This window comes from Trichocoleus sp. FACHB-46 (assembly GCF_014695385.1).
GTDB lineage: Bacteria > Cyanobacteriota > Cyanobacteriia > FACHB-46 > FACHB-46 > Trichocoleus.
In genome coordinates this window covers 260807-277732 of the sequence record NZ_JACJOD010000006.1, presented here as the reverse complement: position 1 = coordinate 277732, position 16926 = coordinate 260807, and the positions used below count along the sequence as shown (strand labels likewise).

Below are 16926 nucleotides of genomic sequence, written 5' to 3'. Positions count from 1 at the left end.
CGTACAATAAAGGGGATAGCAAGCGAAGTTCAAAGCGGTTAATTCAGGAGTGAGGACGTGCCAAAGTCCCCGAAGTATTTGTTAGTAGGATCAACGGAAGCTTACAGTGGTAAGTCAGCCATGATCCTGGGTGTGGCTTACCAGTTGAAAGAGCGAGGCCTAGACATTGCCTATGGTAAGCCTTTGGGCACCTGCTTAAGCGAATCTGGAACGGATGCGCTGGATGAAGATGTGCGGTTTTTCTCTCAGGTTCTAAATTTATCTGAAAATCGCTTGCAGCCAACGTTGCTCTCTTTGGATGAGCAGACGGTGCAAAGTCGGATTCAAGGCTTGGACCACACCAATTATCGCCAAATCCTGACGCAATACTTGCAGATGCAGGGAGGAGACTTGGTGCTTTTAGAAGGACCAGGAACGCTGCAAGAGGGGAGTTTGTTTGATCTCTCGCTCCTCCAGGTAGCAGAAACGGTGGATGCGTCTGTGTTGTTGGTGGCGCGTTGTCACTCGTTATTGCTGGTGGATGGGTTGCTGGCTGCCAAGCAGCAATTGGGCGATCGCTTGATTGGCGTGTTAATTAACGATATTCCCAAAGAGCAGCTAGAAACGGTGGACAAGGTGGTGCGGCCCTTTTTAGCGCAACATGAAATTCCTGTGCTAGGGCTATTTCCCCGCAGTGATTTGCTGCGGAGTGTCAGTGTGCGCGAACTGGTCAATCAGCTCAATGCCGAAGTACTCTGCCGAGGCGATCGCTTAGATCTGATGGTGGAAAGCCTGACGATCGGGGCGATGAATGTTAGCTCCGCTTTGAAGTACTTCCAAAAAGCACGCAATATGGCGGTGGTCACGGGAGGCGATCGCACAGATATTCAGCTCGCTGCCCTGGAAACCTCGACGCAGTGCCTGATTCTGACTGGGCATTTGCCACCTTCGCGCACCATTATTAGTCGCGCGGACGATCTAGAAATTCCTATTCTCTCCGTAGACCTCGATACACTGACCACGGTAGAAATCATTGACCGTGCTTTTGGTCAGGTGCGTCTGCATGAGCCAATCAAGATGCAGTATGTCCAGCAAATGGTAGCGGAGCATTTTGACATTAATCAGCTCATGGCAAAACTGAATCTAGAACCCGCTGTAACCCTCCAGTAGGTTTTTTAGGCCTAGTTTGGTTTCCAGGTGCCATGAAAGCCCAAGGGAATGATACTAGGCAACGCTAACCGGCAAACCGGAGCATCATTCAGGCGATCGCTAGCGAAAATTTGCACTTCACTGCGATCCGTTTTGCCATCAAACACCACAGTCAGAATCCAACCTTGGTCAGAATTCTCGCAATCCGGCGCGTAGATGGGTTCTGTGGGGTAGCAGCGATCGCCTAAATCAGCGGTCATGCTTTGCCCAGTTTGGTGATCAAAACGAGCGATCGCCCCAAACATTTCTTGGCTAATATCTATCCCAGGACGATGAGCGGAGAGATAGGTAAAGCGAGAGGCTTGCCCGACTTCTTGGGGATTCACTGCGGGAAATTCGCAGCCGCGATCGAGCAGTTCTGTCATGGCTAGAACCTTACCTGACTCAGGCTGGAGTCGGAGTTGCCATAAAGTGCCCTGAGCGATCGTGTGGGTCTTTCCAGTTGCGACTTCTTGCAGATACTGATTCGTTTGGAAGTCTGGATAGCGAACTATATCTACAACAACTACGCCATTGGGGTCTACATAGCCATTGCCAAAGTGCCACTGATACCAAGGATCTGCTTCGCCACGGCTCACTACAGCGAGAGTGTCCCGATCCAGAACTAAAATTTGAGTGCCGAGTTCGGGCTTCCAGGTCAGGGCATCGCTGTAGCTTTGCAGTTTTAGCAGGACAGGGAAAGGATTGAGCCGCACAGGGGGGATGAAAAAGATCAGATACGGCCCTGCTAGGACAAAGTCATGAATTAAGGGGAAACCATCTAGGGCGATCGCGTTGTGCTGGCGAATTTGGCCTGTTTTGTCGCTGCGATAAACGTGGAGTATGCCTGTTTTGCCATAACCCACGCCAAAGTTAAAAATCTCGCCAGTTTGCGGGTCACGTTTGGGGTGAGCCGAATAGCGCTTTTCTCCACCCAGTTGGCCCAGACTTTCTATACCTGATGTTTCTAGGGTCTGGAGGTCTAGGGCGTGAGGCTGTCCGCCTTCCCACAGCGCTAGAAGTTTGTCCGACAGAGCTAGCACCGAGGTGTTCGCGGCATTTTTTGTCCCTTTTGTCAGCCGATCCCATAGGGAGCCTGAGGGCATGGTGCCATAGCCGCCATAGAGTAAGCGACCTGCTTGGGCTTCTGCTTGGTAGTCTGCTGTTTGAACAAAGCGGTAGGCTCCAGTGGCACCCCCATCGCTAAAATGCACGCCGAGAATTGCACCATCGCCATCAAACCAATGCTGAGCATCGTAGCCGCCTCGTTCTAGGCGAGCGGGACCATTGCGATAGAGTGAACCCCTTAATCCGGGAGGAATTGCCCCCGAAATCACCGATAAGGGCGTGAGGCCAAATTCTTTTATAGGTTGAGCGATCGCATTGGTGCTGGTGGGGGGAATCGCCTTAGACCATGCTGTTTGAGTTTGCGTCGGTTGGGCCGTACTAACCATAAGACAGTTACTCCAGGGTTGAAATGGCTGAAATTTGAGATTTAAGCTATTCGAGATACATTGATATGCAATAAGTTGAATATGTAAACCAGTTTATATGCAAAAAATTGCATATGCCAATTGTTAAGAACTATGTCTTTGGCTCATGCAATCTTGGTGCTTTTAACCGACTCTGCTCAGAGTGGCTATGACCTGGCAAAACAATTTGACGGCTCCGTAGGCTTTTTCTGGCAAGCTAGTCATCAGCAGATTTATCGGGAGTTAGGCAAGCTAGAGGCACAGCAATGGGTTGAGGTAGAAGCGATCGCTCAGGCTGGCCGACCAGATAAAAAGCTGTATCACGTCACCGAACTGGGTAAGCAGCAATTGATTAATTGGCTGGGGCAAGCTAGTGACCCCAGCCCAACTAGAGAAGCCTTGTTAGTCAAAATGTTTTCAGGCAACTTAGTGCCCCGTGACGTGATCTTGCAAGAACTAGAGCGACGTCGTGACTTACATGCCAAACAGTTAGCCTTCTATCGCAGCATTGAGGAGCAGCATTTTGCTAACCCTCAAGCGTTACCAATAGAAGCTCAGTTTCGCTACTTGACTCTCCGCAAAGGCATCGGCTATGAGGCAGATTGGCTAGCTTGGTGTGAGGAAGCCATGCAGCTACTCAGTTGAGTTATGTTCGACTTGAGCATACAGGCAGTTAAATCAAGGTTCTGTCTGGTAAAATAGCGAGGTTGTTCAGCCTGAGACTGGCTTTGAGTCAATCGATAGATCTGCCTAAAGTAGACGATTTCTTACAAGAGCTGGCGACCATTCAGCAAACAGGGTCTAAACGCATCGCCTTGCTGGGGTCACGTCACGTTCCAATTACTCATCAACACTTAATTGAAATGATGAGTTATGCCTTGGTGCTATCCGGTAATCGTCTCATTACCTCCGGGGCAACAGGAACCAATTCCGCAGCCATTCGGGGTGCCATGCGGGCTGACCCAAACTTGCTGACGGTAATTCTGCCTCAAAGTTTGGAGCGCCAACCCCGCGAATCTCGCGAACAATTGGCCCAGGTGATGCACCTGGTAGAGAACCCAGAGAATGACAGTTTAACTTTGGCTGAAGCAAGTGCGCTGTGCAACCTAGAGATTGTTTCTCGCTGCCAGCAGCTAATTTGCTTTGCCTTCCATGACAGTCAGACGTTGCTCAAAACCTGTCAAGACGCTGAAGAGCAGCGCCGAATTATTACCCTGTTTTACTTTGACTAACTCTTTGTTGAGGTAAACAATGTCTCTGTCATTGCCAGTTGCAGCAGTTTTGCTCTACAGCATTGCTGGGGCTGCATTGCTTGTCTATATTCCCTTTCTCGTTGTCGCCTATGGTCGGCTACAGGTTGGGTATGACTCCAGAGCGCCACGAGCAGTTTTTGAGAAGTTACCGCCTTACGCTCAGAGAGCAACTTGGGCGCACCAGAACTCATTTGAATCGTTTATGTTGTTTGCGGCAGCAGCTTTGATGGCTTATGTGACGCAGCAAGATTCTATTTGGGTGGCGGGAGCGGCGATCGCGTATTTGGTGGCACGGTTGCTGTTTTCGCTATTTTACATTCTGGATATTCCGCTAGGGCGATCGCTAATGTTTGGCCTTGGTACTCTGTGTATTGCCACATTGATGGGTACGAGCTTGACTTCCCTGCATTAATCTAAATTTGAACGTTTAATATTCTTTGTGGTTATATGGCTGCTACTTCTTCATTTGATGTTGTGAGTGATTTCGATCGTCAAGAGTTGGTGAATGCGATCGATCAAACAATTCGTGAGATCAAAAGCCGCTTTGACCTAAAAGACACCAAGACGACGGTCGAGCTTGGTGAAGATGTCATTACAATTAATACAGATAGCGAGTTTACGCTGGATGCCGTTCATACGTTGCTGCAAACAAAATCTGCAAAGCGTAATCTGTCGCTCAAAATCTTTGACTATGGCACCGTGGAGTCGGCGAGTGGCAGCCGAGTTAGGCAGGAAATTAAGTTAAAGAAAGGAATCAGCAAAGAGATTGCAAAACAAATTTCTTTGCTGATTCGTGATGAGTTTAAGAAGGTGCAGGCATCGATCCAAGGGGATGCGGTGCGGGTGTCTGCCAAGGATAAGGATGATTTGCAGGCGGTGATTCAACGGCTAAAGCAGGAAGATTTGCCTGTGGCTTTGCAGTTTAACAATTATCGCTAGCAACTTATTTTAGATTCTTAGAATCAAATGCCTTGGGGGCGCTTGCCCCCAAACCCCCGCTGAGGGACGGTTGCGTCCCTCAGTCTCCCTCCAAAAGGGTTTTGACGATAGGGGGAGTAGAAGTAAGTTTTCATGTAGGGCGATCGCTTTCTGAAGCATCCTCTAAGGGACGTTCTATAGGAGCGACGAAGGGGATAGCGGTGCCTTGGTAGGGGGTTGGTTCGGGAGTAGATCCGTTTGCGCCACCTTCGGCCCAGCGCTTAGCAACTGCTACAAAATCTGACGGCATCATGATGATGGTGGTGGTGTTATTCTCGGCCCCGATTTCTGTCAGCATTTGCAAACGTCGCAGTTCTAGGGCAGATGGATTTTCGGTAATGTTTTTGGAGGCTTCGGCTAATTTAACGGAAGCTTCTTGTTCTGCGGCTGCTTTGATGATTCGCGCCCGTTTTTCTCGAATGGCTTCGGCTTCTTTGGCCATTGCTCGTTGCATATTGGGCGGAATTTCTACGTCTTTCATTTCTACCCGCTCGATTACCACGCCCCAAGGTTCAGTGATTTCATCCACGATTTCTTGAACTTTGAAGTTGATTTTGTCGCGGTTTTGTAGCACATCATCCAAAATGTTTTGTCCTACAACATTCCGTAAAGTAGTGAGAGCAATTTGATAAACTGCCATCTCATAGTTTTCAACTTTATTGATGGCTTTGGCAGGGTCGATAATTCGATAATACAAAACTGCATTTACTTTAATAGTGACACTATCGGCAGTTACAGTTTCTTGGGGTTCAATATTAACGGTTTTGGTACGGATATCTAACTGAGATTTTTGGTCAACCCAAGGAATAATCCAATACATTCCTGGGCCTTTAACTCCCCTGATTCGACCTAGGCGGAAAATTACCCCGCGCTGGTATTCCCGGTCCATTTTCAGGCCCGAAGTGGTTAAGAAGAAAAGAATACCTAAAACTAATAAGGTTTGTCCCATGATGGACTAATCCAAACTTGGATACCTGTATTCTAATCTGGGCTATTGAGAGAAAATTCCGAGAAATTGCTTAAGGGATGATTGAGCGAGGTTTTCATCGTCGGAACCAGTTTAAGGAGTGAACTTGCAAAGCTCCACTTTTGATTTTGCACTGTCCTTGATTTAAGGTTGGGTAAAGGGCGCGATCGCTAGACAGCTTGATTACTTGTCCTAAGTTTTGATTGATGTTGATATTTAACGCTTTCGTAACTCTAATGTTGGAGTTAGAAACTTGGATGCCAGTATAAAATTTGTTGGCTTCTAAATTGATCGCTGCACTACCATCCCAGTGGCCTAATTGAATACAAGCAGGACCATTATAGTTACCTGGTAAACCCAGGGATGCTGAGTAGCTTAAGGAGTTGTCTGTGGCTTGAGTCAGCGTTGATGGGGCGATCGCTACAACTAAACCACCTGTGAATCCAATTAAAGCACTCAAAAATCTCATGTTGGTATTCCAGAAATTAGCTAATGAGCTAAGCTTCCCGAAATAACAACACAAATTTTTGCTCAACAAGAATAAATAATAAACTTTTGATAAAAGAGGTATAAAGCTCTAGCGAGAGTTCCTCTAATATTCAACAAATTGGAGCTTGAAATGAAAATAGACAAATTTCATCATGTGGCAATTATTTGCTCGGACTACGAGCAGTCCAAACATTTTTATGTAGAGATTTTAGGGTTGCCAATTATCAAGAAACATTTCGGGCGGAGCGTGATTCTTATAAGTTGGATTTGGGGTCGGCGATCGCGACCAAATCGAGCTATTTTCGTTTCCTGAACCGCTGACCGGGAAACGGTTTACCTTTTTTCAAGACCCGGATGGCTTGCCGCTTGAACTATAGGAGCACTAACGAGCGTCGTCTTGACAGGCTCCATAATCCGAGGATTCAATCTCAAATTTTTCGGCAATACTTTCCAAAATCTTAGCTTCTTGGGGTGTGACCTTGCCATTCTGACAGGCGATTTTTCGGCTCTGAGTTAATAAAGGTACGGCAAAATCGGGATTGAGTTGATTCAGCAGAAGATATAGAGGTTGGGGATTTTGCAAATTTTCGGCGATGGTCTTTAGAGATGAAGGATGTAAATTGAGCGTTTTCAGGGTCGGTAGAATTTCGTCCCAAGAGCGTTTGTCGGTCCCAGCTAAAATCATATGCACCAAAACTTGATCCATAATCGCTTGCTGAGCGATCGCCACTTGCAAATACTCTTGGCTTGCTTGCTGCACTTCAGAGAGTTTGGCGTCTGAGACATCTTCGTTGAGTTGGGCTTCGTAAAAGCGGCAAGCTGCGTAACCTAGCGAGTACAGCATGGCGGCATTCGCACTCGCACCTACCAAGGCTCCGGCGATCGGCGTATTTCGCAGTAATCCTAGTCCCAGCTTGAGCGCACGGCCCCCACCCAAAGCCACCCCGAAAATAGCTAGAATCTCGCCTTTACGAGCTGGGTCACGTAGGTCTAAGCCATAAGCTGCGGCAATTTGGTAGACCATTTCGGCCTGCAAAGCCATGTTGGCTGCTAAGTCTACTGTCAGGAGCGCTGTAGCAACGCCCGGAATCATGCTAGTTGCTAGACCCACACCCCCTGCATACACCGCTTTCTGCATCATGAGCGTATGGGCAATTTGGCTAGGGCTATGGTCGGGGTGCTGGCGTCGCAAGTCCTGAACAGCAGCCTCAGCTTTCACTAAGTCGACTTGATTGGTGGCATCTAGCAACCAACCCCAGTTAAGGCGAGTGCCAACTTTGCGTAAAACTGGGTTATTGCCGACGAAGGCTGCGGCTTCTCCTGCCCCTTGAGTTGCCTGAGTCAAGAGTTGCTGGGTTTGCTTAGCTGTGATTTCTCCCAGTCCGACGGCAGCTTTACCCGCTTGAAGGCCAGCTTTTAAAGTCGTATGGGCGATCGCACCTCCCACCCCCGTAGCTGTGCTTCGAGCTGCCTTCCCAACTTGATTGGCCCGATTACTGACCGTATCACTCAGATTGTGCAGATTGTGAGTTACGGCTGACCACAGCGAGGCGTGTTGCTTGGCAGGCAGCTCTGCGATTCCATCTTCTGCATCTATCGGTGCATCCATCGGTCCATCTATCGGTAGCTGTGCCTCTGCGATCGCTTCTGGAGTATCTAGGGTAGATACAACCTCCGGAGCAGCAGCTGCACTCTGACCAGTCACATTTGTGGGAGGCGTATTGACGGGAGGAGTGGAAGAATTGGCGGCATGATCAGTCATGATCAAGGGTGCTCCAGACGACTAAGTAGGCAAAACTGAGCATCGCTCTCACGACTGCTAGCTATATCGGCGACTCTCACAGATCTATTAAAGGCTGACCCAGACTACTTCTTCATCTCCTCTGAGTCAGAAAAAGTACGGCTTTCCTATCACTTTTGATACTCTAACTTTTGCAGTCAAATCTATTAATTTAGACAGATCCATATCCGCTCTATTCAGAATCTATTGGTTTACTGGTCCAATACTACTTGCGGTACCTGGGTAGCTTTAGCAGCATCTAATACACGACTGTCTAGTTTTTGAGCAACTTGATCTACTGAAATCACGGGTTTGTCGCCGTCAAGATACATAATCCAGAGAAACGCGCCGATTTGGTTTCGCCGGAAGACGACTAACTCGATTCGCATTGGAATAGTTTGAATGTTACTCGTAAAGCCAAAGCCTGCGATCGCATTACCAATGCCATCTAAGTTCTTCAAAGCGCCTTTGTTGGAAATTTTAATGCCAGATGCACCCTGTTGAAATCCTTGGGCAAATTGCTCTAGAAAACCAGCCTGGCGTAGTTCTGAGTCAAAAGCAGCTTGTGCTTCTGGTGTCGATAGGGGGGTGGTGAAGCCGATGATGTATTCGAAATGTTCGGCTTCTTGGAACGCAAACAAGCTTTCAGTTTCATACCCGCCTGCCGACAAGCTTTGGCTCAGTTCTGTCAGCTCTGGTCCTGAGAGCGGCTGAAACCCAGGTGGCAAATCTTGCAACATTAGAGTTGGTTTAGTTGGTTTGCTGTTTTGAGCTTGATCGCTCACAGCACCATCAGCAACTAAGAGCGATCGCGGCTGAGTTTGGGCTGGCAGTGGCGTCTGAACTGGAGCTGGAAAAGCTTTAGAACTTTCAGCTTGAGCTGTTTGACCTGCCCACAGACTGCTCGTGACCACCCAAACAACAAAGAGAACAGATTTTTGCATATCAGAGAAACTTCCCGGCATTACAACAGGTGGGTGAACAATAAAAACAGCGATCGCGCTGAGTTGCTAGACTGAGCCACTGCTATCAACTGCTAAGTTGCTTCTCAAGATACTTTTCTAGGTGTAGACAGCACAGCCTTCCCCGGTAAGTTACTTGTTGTCGTAATTTCGCTTTACAATCTTTGCATCCTGTAAGTCCGAATTCCGAATCAAACAACGGTCTATCCTAGAATTTCTATGAGCATCGGATATCTTGCCCTCGTCCTGCACGCGCACCTACCTTTTGTCAGACACCCCGAAAGTGACTACGTTCTGGAAGAAGAGTGGTTGTATGAAGCAATTATTGAAACTTACGTGCCCTTGTTGCGGGTATTCGAAGGCTTAAAACGGGATGGGGTTGACTTCAAAATCACGATGAGTATGACGCCGCCCCTGGTGTCTATGCTGCGTGACCCACTATTACAGGAACGCTTTGATCACCATCTCGCCCAACTAGAAGAGTTGTTAGAGAAGGAAATTGATCACAACGAGCACAACGGGCATATTCGCTACCTCGCCGAATACTACGCCAAAGAATTTAAGGAAGTTCGGCAAACCTGGGAGCACTACGATCGCGATTTAGTTAAAGGATTTAAACAGTTTCTAGATAGCAATAACTTAGAAATTATTACCTGCGGGGCAACTCACGGCTACTTCCCGCTCATGAAGATGTATCCGCAAGCCGTGTGGGCCCAAATTAAAGTCGCTTGCGAGCATTACGAAGAAAACTTCGGTCAACCGCCCAAAGGCATTTGGCTCCCAGAATGCGCCTACTACGAAGGAGTAGAGCGGATGCTGGCCGACGCAGGGCTGCGCTACTTCCTCACCGATGGCCACGGTATTCTCTACGCTCGCCCTCGACCCCGGTTTGGTACTTATGCCCCCATCTTTACTGAAACTGGGGTCGCTGCTTTTGGACGGGATCATGAGTCTTCTCAACAAGTCTGGTCCTCAGAAGTGGGCTATCCTGGTGCACCCGAATACCGCGAGTTCTACAAAGATTTGGGTTGGGAAGCCGATTACGACTACATCAAGCCCTACATCATGCCCAACGGCCAGCGCAAGAACGTAGGCATTAAGTACCACAAGATTACGGGACGCGGTCTGGGTTTAGGGGACAAAGCTTTGTACGACCCCTATTGGGCGAAGGAAAAAGCGGCAGACCACGCCAGCAACTTTATGTTCAACCGTCAGCGTCAGGTGGAGCACTTGCATGGCATTATGCAGCGACCGCCGATCATTGTGTCACCCTATGATGCTGAACTCTTTGGTCACTGGTGGTACGAAGGTCCTTGGTTTATTGACTACCTGTTCCGCAAATCTTGGTACGACCAGCAAACCTACCAGATGACCCACTTAGCCGACTACCTGCGCCTCAACCCAACCCAGCAGGTTTGTAAGCCCTCGCAGTCAAGCTGGGGCTACAAAGGTTTCCACGAATACTGGCTCAATGAAACCAATGCTTGGATCTACCCGCACTTGCACAAAGCGGCGGAGCGGATGATTGAATTGGGCAAACGAGAGCCTGCGGATGAACTGGAGTGGCGCGCCCTCAACCAAGCCGCTCGCGAACTGCTGCTGGCGCAATCTTCTGACTGGGCCTTCATTATGCGGACTGGGACAATGGTGCCCTATGCGATCCGCCGGACGCGATCGCACCTGATGCGCTTTAACAAACTCTACGATGACCTAAACCAAGGCAAAGTTGATTCAGGCTGGCTAGAAAAAGTTGAGGAGATTGACAACATCTTCCCCAGCATCAACTACCGCGCCTATCGACCGCTTTAATCAACTCGTGTAATGGCCCGAATGGATTTATCTATTCTATAGGGGTGGATTGAGCCATAGACCTCCAGAGTTCCAGGAGATCTGTGCATCAAATCCACCCTTTTTTTGGGGTGATACTCACCTGGAACTTACTAATCTCCCTCAGGGTCTGTCTGATGAGGGAAAGACAAATTTGTATAATTGCTTTAACTTCTACTATTGCGAGTTGCTTAGAGTTGGTACGAGGCAAGCTATGAAGTTATTTCTGGGTGGACTGATTGTCAGTTTGGGACTGTGGACTTTGCCAGCGCAAGCGCAAGTCTCGAGCGCTCAGGTAAACGCACTCGTAGAAGCAATTCGACAAGCCGCTCCGCAAACCGGAACCTCTCAGGATGGTTTGTACAGCGATTGGCAAGTGCAGCCGGGGAATATCCCTCGTTGGGCAAAATTTTGTACGGGTCGAGAAGTGACTCCAGAACAATTTGGCGCTAACGCTAATACGGCGCGGACTATCATCACCTGCATTATCAAAGATGCCTTACAAGATGAGTATCCTGCGAGTGGCAATAGTGAAGCGATCGCAGTGCAACGAGTTGCCGCTTGGTGGATGACGGGCGACTCAACCCGCTACACCAACGCCGCCACCAGTCCTTATACCAACAAAGTTCTTAGTCTTTATCAGAAACTGAAGTCACCCAACGCCGCTTCTAGACCGGCGGCTGCTTCTAGAAACGCGGCTTCTACCTCCTCTACTTCTGCTTCTACCTCCTCTACGCCTGCTAATGCCGCTTCCCCTACTTCTCAAAACGAATATGAGCGCTACATGCAAGCTGGCTATGCCGCAACCAAGAAGGGAGACTACCCTTCAGCGCTGTTGAACTTTAAGCGAGCCGTGGATGAGCGCCCGAATGATACTTATGCTCAAAAGGCAGTTCAGAATGTAGAGGGATATCTAACCCGGAGCCGTTCTGGCTCAGCCCCTACCAACCAAAACTCTGCTCAGCCACCAGCTACCCAACCTGCGAGGAACCAAAATAGCTCCTCCCCGAAAACATCGGGAGTGGTAGTGCCCACTCAGACAGGCGCAGCCAATAATGCGGCTCTCTCACAGAATCAAGCGGTGGGGCTGATTACAGAATGGCTAACAGCCAAGTCACGCATTTTCGCTCCCCCTTTCGATCGGCAACCTGTACAGCAGTTCACCACGGGAGAACTGTATGGTTCCTTGGTTAGGGACGATGGCGCGATCGCCTGGCTCAAAGACAACCAAGCTTACTACCGCTTTGGCGTGCAAAAAGTAGAGTCGGTCGAGCGATTTGTGGCTGATCAAAACAAAGCCACGGTAGAGCTAAAAATCACTGAAGACCGCACCCTATACCGTGACGGCAAAGTTGATCCGAGCCAAACCGATTTTCAAACCAGATTGGTTCGCTATAGCTTGGAATCAATCGATGGAGCCTGGAAAATTGCCGATTATAAAACCGTAGATGGTTCAGTTTTAGAACGTGCGGTTGGCACCAACGCCCAGGACAATTAAACATAGCCGTTCCTGAAAGACTCAATGCTTATGCGACATTTGCTCAAATTAGCTGTGACTGCCGCTCTACTGGCTCACGCTCCCACAGCCTTAGCCGAAAAATGGGTCCAAGTCACCGTCAACTCAGTGGGCGATCGCTTTCTAGTCGATGCCAGTTCCATTGAGAATCGTAGCGGTAGCGTGTGGTATTGGGAGTACCGCGACTTCAAGCAGCCTAACAACGTGTTTCTAGATTCCCCAGTCAACCAGCCTGTTTACGGCGCTGTAATTTACCGCTCTGTAGACTGCAAGGCAGGCACTACTCGGCTACGACGGCTCACCGCATATGATAAGAGCCGCAAAGTGCTCCAGAAGTTTGACTATAGCGATCGCGGTAGACTCGCTAACCCTGCCACAGGCAGTAGTGCCAAAGCCGTTATTAATTACGTTTGCGCCAACGCTCCCCAAGCGGGGTAAGCACAAGATTTTATAGACGGATGGCGATCGCTGTCCTATCAATGGGTCCTAATCAATGGGGGTTGAACTTGCTTCAGCTCCCATTTTTGCTTTGGTGCCCGAATTTGGGTCAGGGCACTTGTATCCCTTTTACTAACAACCCTAAAATTGGCCGCTTAAATTCTCCGGATTGGAGAAACTAATTGAGTTCCCCATACGTCCATAAGCTAAGAATGTCAAATGTCAACTTAGGCCAGAAATTGCGGAATTTTAGGTAATTTGTCATTGAAATCACTGAATTTCTAACCCTAGATAGTTTTAGGAACAAATTACCTCTAATAAGGTCTAGTTGATTAAGATAACGGATTTGCTTCTTGTTTTTTGGAGAACGCCCTCAATATGTCTAGCTTCAACCGTTGGCAGTCTGGAACCGCTGCATTTTTAGCCCTGAGCACCATTGCCGGCGCATCTGCCCCAATGGTTATGATGATGCCTGCTCAAGCACAAACCACTAGCTTTTCTGACGTTTCTTCTAGTTATTGGGCCGCTAGTTTTATTCGTGAACTCTCTGAGCGAGATGTCATCGCTGGATTCCCTGATGGCACATTCCGTCCCGACGAGCCTGTAACTCGCGCTCAGTTCGCGGCCATGATCCGCAAAGCCTTTAGTCGGTCTCAAGAGCGGTCTGCTGTAAACTTTGTGGACGTGTCTCAGAGCTATTGGGCATATAGCGCGATTCAGGAAGCCTACACAACTGGCTTCTTAGCTGGCTACCCTGGTAACGTCTTCCGACCCAACCAAAATATTCCTCGTGTTCAAGTTCTGGTTTCCTTGGCAAACGGCTTAGACTACTCCGTTAGCACTGAAGTAGAAACCGTCTTGCAACAGTACTACACTGATGCAGCTGAAGTTCCCAGCTACGCTCGGAGCAGCGTCGCGGCGGCCACAGACAAGCAGATTGTGGTCAACTACCCCAACATCAGACTGCTGAATCCTAACGAAGTCGCGACTAGAGCTGAAGTTGCAGCTTTTATCTACCAAGCTTTGGTTAGCTCTGGACAAGCAACGGCCATTACCTCTCCCTATGTCGTAGGCCAGCGTCCCCCTGTCCAAACGCCAACTCAAGTCAGAATTCCTTCTGGCACCACCATTCCGGTGAAATATGGCGAAGCTGAGAGAATTTTGGTCACGCCCGATGAAACCGCACCTTTGACCCTCACAGTCGCTCAAAACATCACCACTTCTCAAGGGACTGTACTCATTCCATCGGGAAGCCGGGTAGTTGGTGAGTTGCGCCCTGCTGAAGGTGGTTCTCAGTTCGTTGCCCGAGAACTCGTCTTGGCTAGTGGTCAGCGAATTCAACTGAATGCTAGCTCTGAAGTAATCACCACGACCGAAGAGGTGCGTAAGGGCGCTAGCGCGGGCACCATCGTCAAGGATGCCGCTTTGGGTGCTGCTGCTGCCGCAGCGGTGGCTGCTGTGACTGGAGACCGAGCGATCGCCACTGAAGAAGTACTGGGTGGTGCTGGCATCGGTGGTCTAATCGGGCTCTTCCTAGGCCGCGATCGCGTTACCTTGATTCGAGTTGATCCCAACCAAGACCTGAATCTAACGCTGAACTCTGATTTGGTTCTCCCCACAGGTTCTACCAATCAGTAAGCTCAATTAGCGTCATAAGCGCCATAGTTAAACTGCAAACATTTCAGTTTGACTTAAGCACTCCAATTTAGATACGCAACTTCCCACTCAACCAAACAGCGATCGTGACCTTCGTAGTTGCGATCGTTTTTGTTTAGCAGCTTTTTGTTTGAGGGCTTTTTTAGGTGGCTTTGGCCGTTGAAGCGAGCGGTAACCAAACGACAAAAGCGGTTCCTGGTCCCACCGTCAGGGGAAGAGACCGCACAAAATGCACAATGCTGCTTTGCTGCGCGGGGCTAAACACTTGAATCTCGCCTTGCATTTGCTGCACCAAATCATGGGCGATCGCTAAGCCCAACCCAGTCCCCGGAATCCCAGTCTGGGCTTGTACCCCCCGGTAGTGCCGCTCAAACAAATGCGCCAGATCTTGAGGAGGAATCCCTGGTCCTGTATCCCAGATAGCAATGCCTAACCAGTCAGCATGGCTGCGGGGTAGGGGCACAGACCAGCCTGTACTGACTTCCACATAGACTTGCCCTTGCGCGGGTGTATATTTCAGGGCATTGTCCAACAGGTTGCTTAATACTTCTCGGAGCGCCTTGGCATTAGCTTTCACCCAAGGCAAGTCAGATGGCATATGGGTATATAGCGCTAGCTCTCGTTCTTGCGCGATCGCGCTCGCCGAAGCAATCAGAGGCTCTAGGATACTAGCGAGCGCGCAAGGCTCTAGCTTGAGATTGACACCTGTCAGAAATCCAGCCGCGGGCAGTAAAGGCACAGAAGGCCCAGATCGAATACTACTCGCCCGATTGACACTTGACTCAGAGCGGTCAATGGCAAAGTCAACCGACGACTCAAACTGCGAACTGGCAGGCACAGCGGTATTGGGCGGTGTAGAGCTGTCTGTCTGAGCAGGAGCGAGTGTTAAAGGCGTTGAATCAGCTCTACCCAAATCAATAGCTTGGTCAAACTGTTGTAACAACTCCTGTAAGCGATCGCTCTCTCGCACAATGCTGCTAGCCACATCCCGGTTTGGGTCTCCGGTGCCAAGGCGTCGCAGCAAGAGCTTGCCAAAGGTTCGCATCGCCGTTAAGGGATTGCGAAACTGATGTAACAATGTGTCGAACAGATTAGATTGTTGAGCCTGGAGCCGCCGCTGTTGATGCTGTTCCCGTTCTAGCCATTGACTGCGTTGGTCTAAGACACAGCCCAACGCTAAGGTATGAGCTACTTGTTCAATTTGCGATCGCTCCTGTTCACTCCAAGCGCGATCGTCTCGCTCGGTCACGAGCAGTCCCATCACCATACCCTCATGCATCAAAGGCAATACAACTTGGCGTTGGTGCTGTAAAGCCTCGTTATGGAACTGCTCTGGATTGGGGCCAACTTCATCCTCTGCCAAGAACGGTGGGCTCAAAGCAGACTGAGTAGACGTAGCAGGGTTAGCATCTGCCGCTAGCAAGCGCGGCAGTGTTGCTTCTGCGGCAGGTAATAAAAAGTGCTCATCATCCCAAGCAGCAGCGCTCTCAGGATAAGCCACCACTGGAATTAGCTTGGCCTCAGTGCCATCCGCCATTTCTTCGGTCAGGTAAACCACGCTGAGAGAAGCTCCTAACCCCTGGGTCAAGAGCTCTACCTGAGCGCGACAAAGCGCCACAAATTCTGAGCTAGTAGGTATCAGCATGCAGACAGTCGCAGATGGTTTACCTCAAAACAAACCCTTCTACATTCCCTGAACTAACACTCCGTTGTTGGCCATGTTTTGCCACCATATACATCTATCTATCGGCTCTTTATGAGTTTCTAGCCTAGTTTTGTGTTTTTAATATAAAGATTTTCAAAGTCTTATTAAGATTATTAGGCGTTCATCCACTGATAGGACCTTTCAAAAGGTCTATCTAGTCTTTGTTGAAGCCAGTTGTAGAGTTTTGTATCAACGACTTAAAAGAAGTTGAAATTTTGAACTCAAGCCGATATACTTGCGACGGTTTTGTAACTATCACTACACCTGTCGGCAGAAAGAGGAGGTATCGAGATTGGCCAGGAGACGCAAGCGCAAAAGTCGTCGTCGCCTAGAAGGGCGCAGGATTCTGGAGTTAGTGCCTCAGTTTAGCATTGAAAGTGGCGAAGAAAAACCAGTTACAGCTGCTCGAAAATTCATTCAAGCACAAGCTATTCTTCCCCCAGCTTTGCTACTTGTAAGGCGGAACGAGCATACCACGGACCGGTACTTCTGGGCTGAAAAAGGGCTCTTCAGTGCACAGTATGTCGAAGAGAACCATTTCTTGTTTCCCAGTTTGAGAGTATTGATTGGTGATACAGAAGATGCACCTGTGGCTGTCACCAGTCACTAAAGCTCAATTGGTCGAGCTTGCAAATGAGTCTGTTGGGAACATTTAATACTTTGCTGACACGGGAAATCAGTTGGACTGATATAAACAAGGACCCCACTCAAACCAC

The 16926-nt window shown here is 49.1% G+C and carries 17 protein-coding genes; 11 read left to right on the top strand and 6 right to left on the bottom strand.

Annotated elements, in window-relative coordinates; all coding sequences use genetic code 11:
- Positions 1-57 precede the first annotated feature (57 nt).
- A complete protein-coding gene (locus H6F72_RS01580; protein WP_190431274.1) occupies positions 58-1149 on the top strand; it encodes a DRTGG domain-containing protein in 1092 nt (363 codons plus the stop codon).
- Positions 1150-1160: 11 nt separating this feature from the next.
- Here H6F72_RS01580 and H6F72_RS01575 read toward each other — a convergent pair whose 3' ends face one another.
- Positions 1161-2621: a carotenoid oxygenase family protein gene (locus tag H6F72_RS01575; protein WP_190431273.1), complete on the bottom strand. Its 1461-nt coding sequence runs from the start codon at positions 2619-2621 to the stop codon at positions 1161-1163.
- Positions 2622-2753: 132 nt separating this feature from the next.
- Between H6F72_RS01575 and H6F72_RS01570 the strand changes: the two genes are divergently transcribed.
- From H6F72_RS01570 to H6F72_RS01555, 4 genes are all read left to right on the top strand, one after another.
- Positions 2754-3284: a PadR family transcriptional regulator gene (locus tag H6F72_RS01570; protein ID WP_190431272.1), complete on the top strand. Its 531-nt coding sequence runs from the start codon at positions 2754-2756 to the stop codon at positions 3282-3284.
- An 83-nt stretch (positions 3285-3367) separates the two neighbouring features.
- The gene (locus tag H6F72_RS01565; protein ID WP_190431271.1) at positions 3368-3871 is read left to right on the top strand and encodes a DNA recombination-mediator protein A; all 504 of its coding nucleotides are present in this window, start codon (positions 3368-3370) and stop codon (positions 3869-3871) included.
- Between the two features lie 19 nt (positions 3872-3890).
- Positions 3891-4304 (top strand): MAPEG family protein, encoded by a 414-nt coding sequence (locus H6F72_RS01560; RefSeq protein ID WP_190431270.1) that lies wholly within the window; start codon positions 3891-3893, stop codon positions 4302-4304.
- Positions 4305-4339: 35 nt separating this feature from the next.
- Positions 4340-4831, top strand: a complete 492-nt coding sequence (locus H6F72_RS01555) for a YajQ family cyclic di-GMP-binding protein (protein ID WP_190431269.1) — start codon at positions 4340-4342, stop codon at positions 4829-4831.
- Positions 4832-4961: 130 nt separating this feature from the next.
- On the opposite strand, the gene H6F72_RS01550 is transcribed toward H6F72_RS01555, so the two are convergent.
- Both H6F72_RS01550 and H6F72_RS01545 read right to left on the bottom strand, forming a co-directional pair.
- Positions 4962-5819 (bottom strand): slipin family protein, encoded by an 858-nt coding sequence (locus tag H6F72_RS01550; protein ID WP_190431268.1) that lies wholly within the window; start codon positions 5817-5819, stop codon positions 4962-4964.
- A gap of 94 nt (positions 5820-5913) precedes the next feature.
- Positions 5914-6306 carry a hypothetical protein gene (locus tag H6F72_RS01545; protein WP_190431267.1) on the bottom strand — a complete coding sequence of 131 codons (393 nt, stop codon included), beginning with the start codon at positions 6304-6306 and terminating at the stop codon, positions 5914-5916.
- 150 nt (positions 6307-6456) lie between these two features.
- On the opposite strand from H6F72_RS01545, the gene H6F72_RS01540 reads away from it, so the two are divergent.
- Positions 6457-6639: a VOC family protein gene (locus H6F72_RS01540; RefSeq protein ID WP_242016725.1), complete on the top strand. Its 183-nt coding sequence runs from the start codon at positions 6457-6459 to the stop codon at positions 6637-6639.
- Between the two features lie 69 nt (positions 6640-6708).
- Here the strand turns inward: H6F72_RS01540 and H6F72_RS01535 are convergent, their stop codons facing one another.
- Together H6F72_RS01535 and H6F72_RS01530 are read right to left on the bottom strand one after the other, a co-directional pair.
- On the bottom strand, positions 6709-8088 hold the full coding sequence (locus tag H6F72_RS01535) for a hypothetical protein (protein WP_190431266.1): 1380 nt from the start codon (positions 8086-8088) through the stop codon (positions 6709-6711).
- Positions 8089-8318: 230 nt separating this feature from the next.
- Positions 8319-9050: a hypothetical protein gene (locus tag H6F72_RS01530; RefSeq protein WP_190431265.1), complete on the bottom strand. Its 732-nt coding sequence runs from the start codon at positions 9048-9050 to the stop codon at positions 8319-8321.
- A 237-nt stretch (positions 9051-9287) separates the two neighbouring features.
- Here H6F72_RS01530 and H6F72_RS01525 point away from each other — a divergent pair, with 237 nt between their 5' ends.
- From H6F72_RS01525 to H6F72_RS01510, 4 genes are all read left to right on the top strand, one after another.
- Entirely contained in the window at positions 9288-10877 is a 1590-nt protein-coding gene (locus H6F72_RS01525) for a glycoside hydrolase family 57 protein (protein ID WP_190431264.1), read from the top strand.
- 232 nt (positions 10878-11109) lie between these two features.
- On the top strand, positions 11110-12393 hold the full coding sequence (locus tag H6F72_RS01520) for an ARC6/PARC6 family protein (protein WP_190431263.1): 1284 nt from the start codon (positions 11110-11112) through the stop codon (positions 12391-12393).
- Positions 12394-12417: 24 nt separating this feature from the next.
- A complete protein-coding gene (locus tag H6F72_RS01515; RefSeq protein ID WP_242016724.1) occupies positions 12418-12849 on the top strand; it encodes a surface-adhesin E family protein in 432 nt (143 codons plus the stop codon).
- 378 nt (positions 12850-13227) lie between these two features.
- Positions 13228-14487 (top strand): S-layer homology domain-containing protein, encoded by a 1260-nt coding sequence (locus tag H6F72_RS01510; protein ID WP_190431262.1) that lies wholly within the window; start codon positions 13228-13230, stop codon positions 14485-14487.
- Positions 14488-14647: 160 nt separating this feature from the next.
- Here H6F72_RS01510 and H6F72_RS30035 read toward each other — a convergent pair whose 3' ends face one another.
- Complete coding sequence (locus H6F72_RS30035) at positions 14648-16150, bottom strand: GAF domain-containing sensor histidine kinase (RefSeq protein ID WP_190431261.1); 1503 nt, start codon at positions 16148-16150, stop codon at positions 14648-14650.
- 352 nt (positions 16151-16502) lie between these two features.
- On the opposite strand from H6F72_RS30035, the gene H6F72_RS01500 reads away from it, so the two are divergent.
- Positions 16503-16820 carry a DUF3155 domain-containing protein gene (locus H6F72_RS01500; RefSeq protein ID WP_190431260.1) on the top strand — a complete coding sequence of 106 codons (318 nt, stop codon included), beginning with the start codon at positions 16503-16505 and terminating at the stop codon, positions 16818-16820.
- Positions 16821-16926: the final 106 nt, after the last annotated feature.

Excerpts from the sequence above, each read along its gene's own strand:
- H6F72_RS01550 (WP_190431268.1), bottom strand. The coding sequence starts at position 5,819 with ATGGGACAAACCTTATTAGTTTTAGGTATTCTTTTCTTCTTAACCACT.
- H6F72_RS01515 (WP_242016724.1), top strand. The coding sequence starts at position 12,418 with ATGCTTATGCGACATTTGCTCAAATTAGCTGTGACTGCCGCTCTACTG.
- H6F72_RS01530 (WP_190431265.1), bottom strand. The coding sequence starts at position 9,050 with ATGCAAAAATCTGTTCTCTTTGTTGTTTGGGTGGTCACGAGCAGTCTG.
- H6F72_RS01525 (WP_190431264.1), top strand. The coding sequence starts at position 9,288 with ATGAGCATCGGATATCTTGCCCTCGTCCTGCACGCGCACCTACCTTTT.
- H6F72_RS01555 (WP_190431269.1), top strand. The coding sequence starts at position 4,340 with ATGGCTGCTACTTCTTCATTTGATGTTGTGAGTGATTTCGATCGTCAA.
- H6F72_RS01540 (WP_242016725.1), top strand. The coding sequence starts at position 6,457 with ATGAAAATAGACAAATTTCATCATGTGGCAATTATTTGCTCGGACTAC.
- H6F72_RS01570 (WP_190431272.1), top strand. The coding sequence starts at position 2,754 with ATGTCTTTGGCTCATGCAATCTTGGTGCTTTTAACCGACTCTGCTCAG.
- H6F72_RS01520 (WP_190431263.1), top strand. The coding sequence starts at position 11,110 with ATGAAGTTATTTCTGGGTGGACTGATTGTCAGTTTGGGACTGTGGACT.
- H6F72_RS01560 (WP_190431270.1), top strand. The coding sequence starts at position 3,891 with ATGTCTCTGTCATTGCCAGTTGCAGCAGTTTTGCTCTACAGCATTGCT.
- H6F72_RS01535 (WP_190431266.1), bottom strand. The coding sequence starts at position 8,088 with ATGACTGATCATGCCGCCAATTCTTCCACTCCTCCCGTCAATACGCCT.
- H6F72_RS30035 (WP_190431261.1), bottom strand. The coding sequence starts at position 16,150 with ATGCTGATACCTACTAGCTCAGAATTTGTGGCGCTTTGTCGCGCTCAG.
- H6F72_RS01545 (WP_190431267.1), bottom strand. The coding sequence starts at position 6,306 with ATGAGATTTTTGAGTGCTTTAATTGGATTCACAGGTGGTTTAGTTGTA.
- H6F72_RS01575 (WP_190431273.1), bottom strand. The coding sequence starts at position 2,621 with ATGGTTAGTACGGCCCAACCGACGCAAACTCAAACAGCATGGTCTAAG.
- H6F72_RS01510 (WP_190431262.1), top strand. The coding sequence starts at position 13,228 with ATGTCTAGCTTCAACCGTTGGCAGTCTGGAACCGCTGCATTTTTAGCC.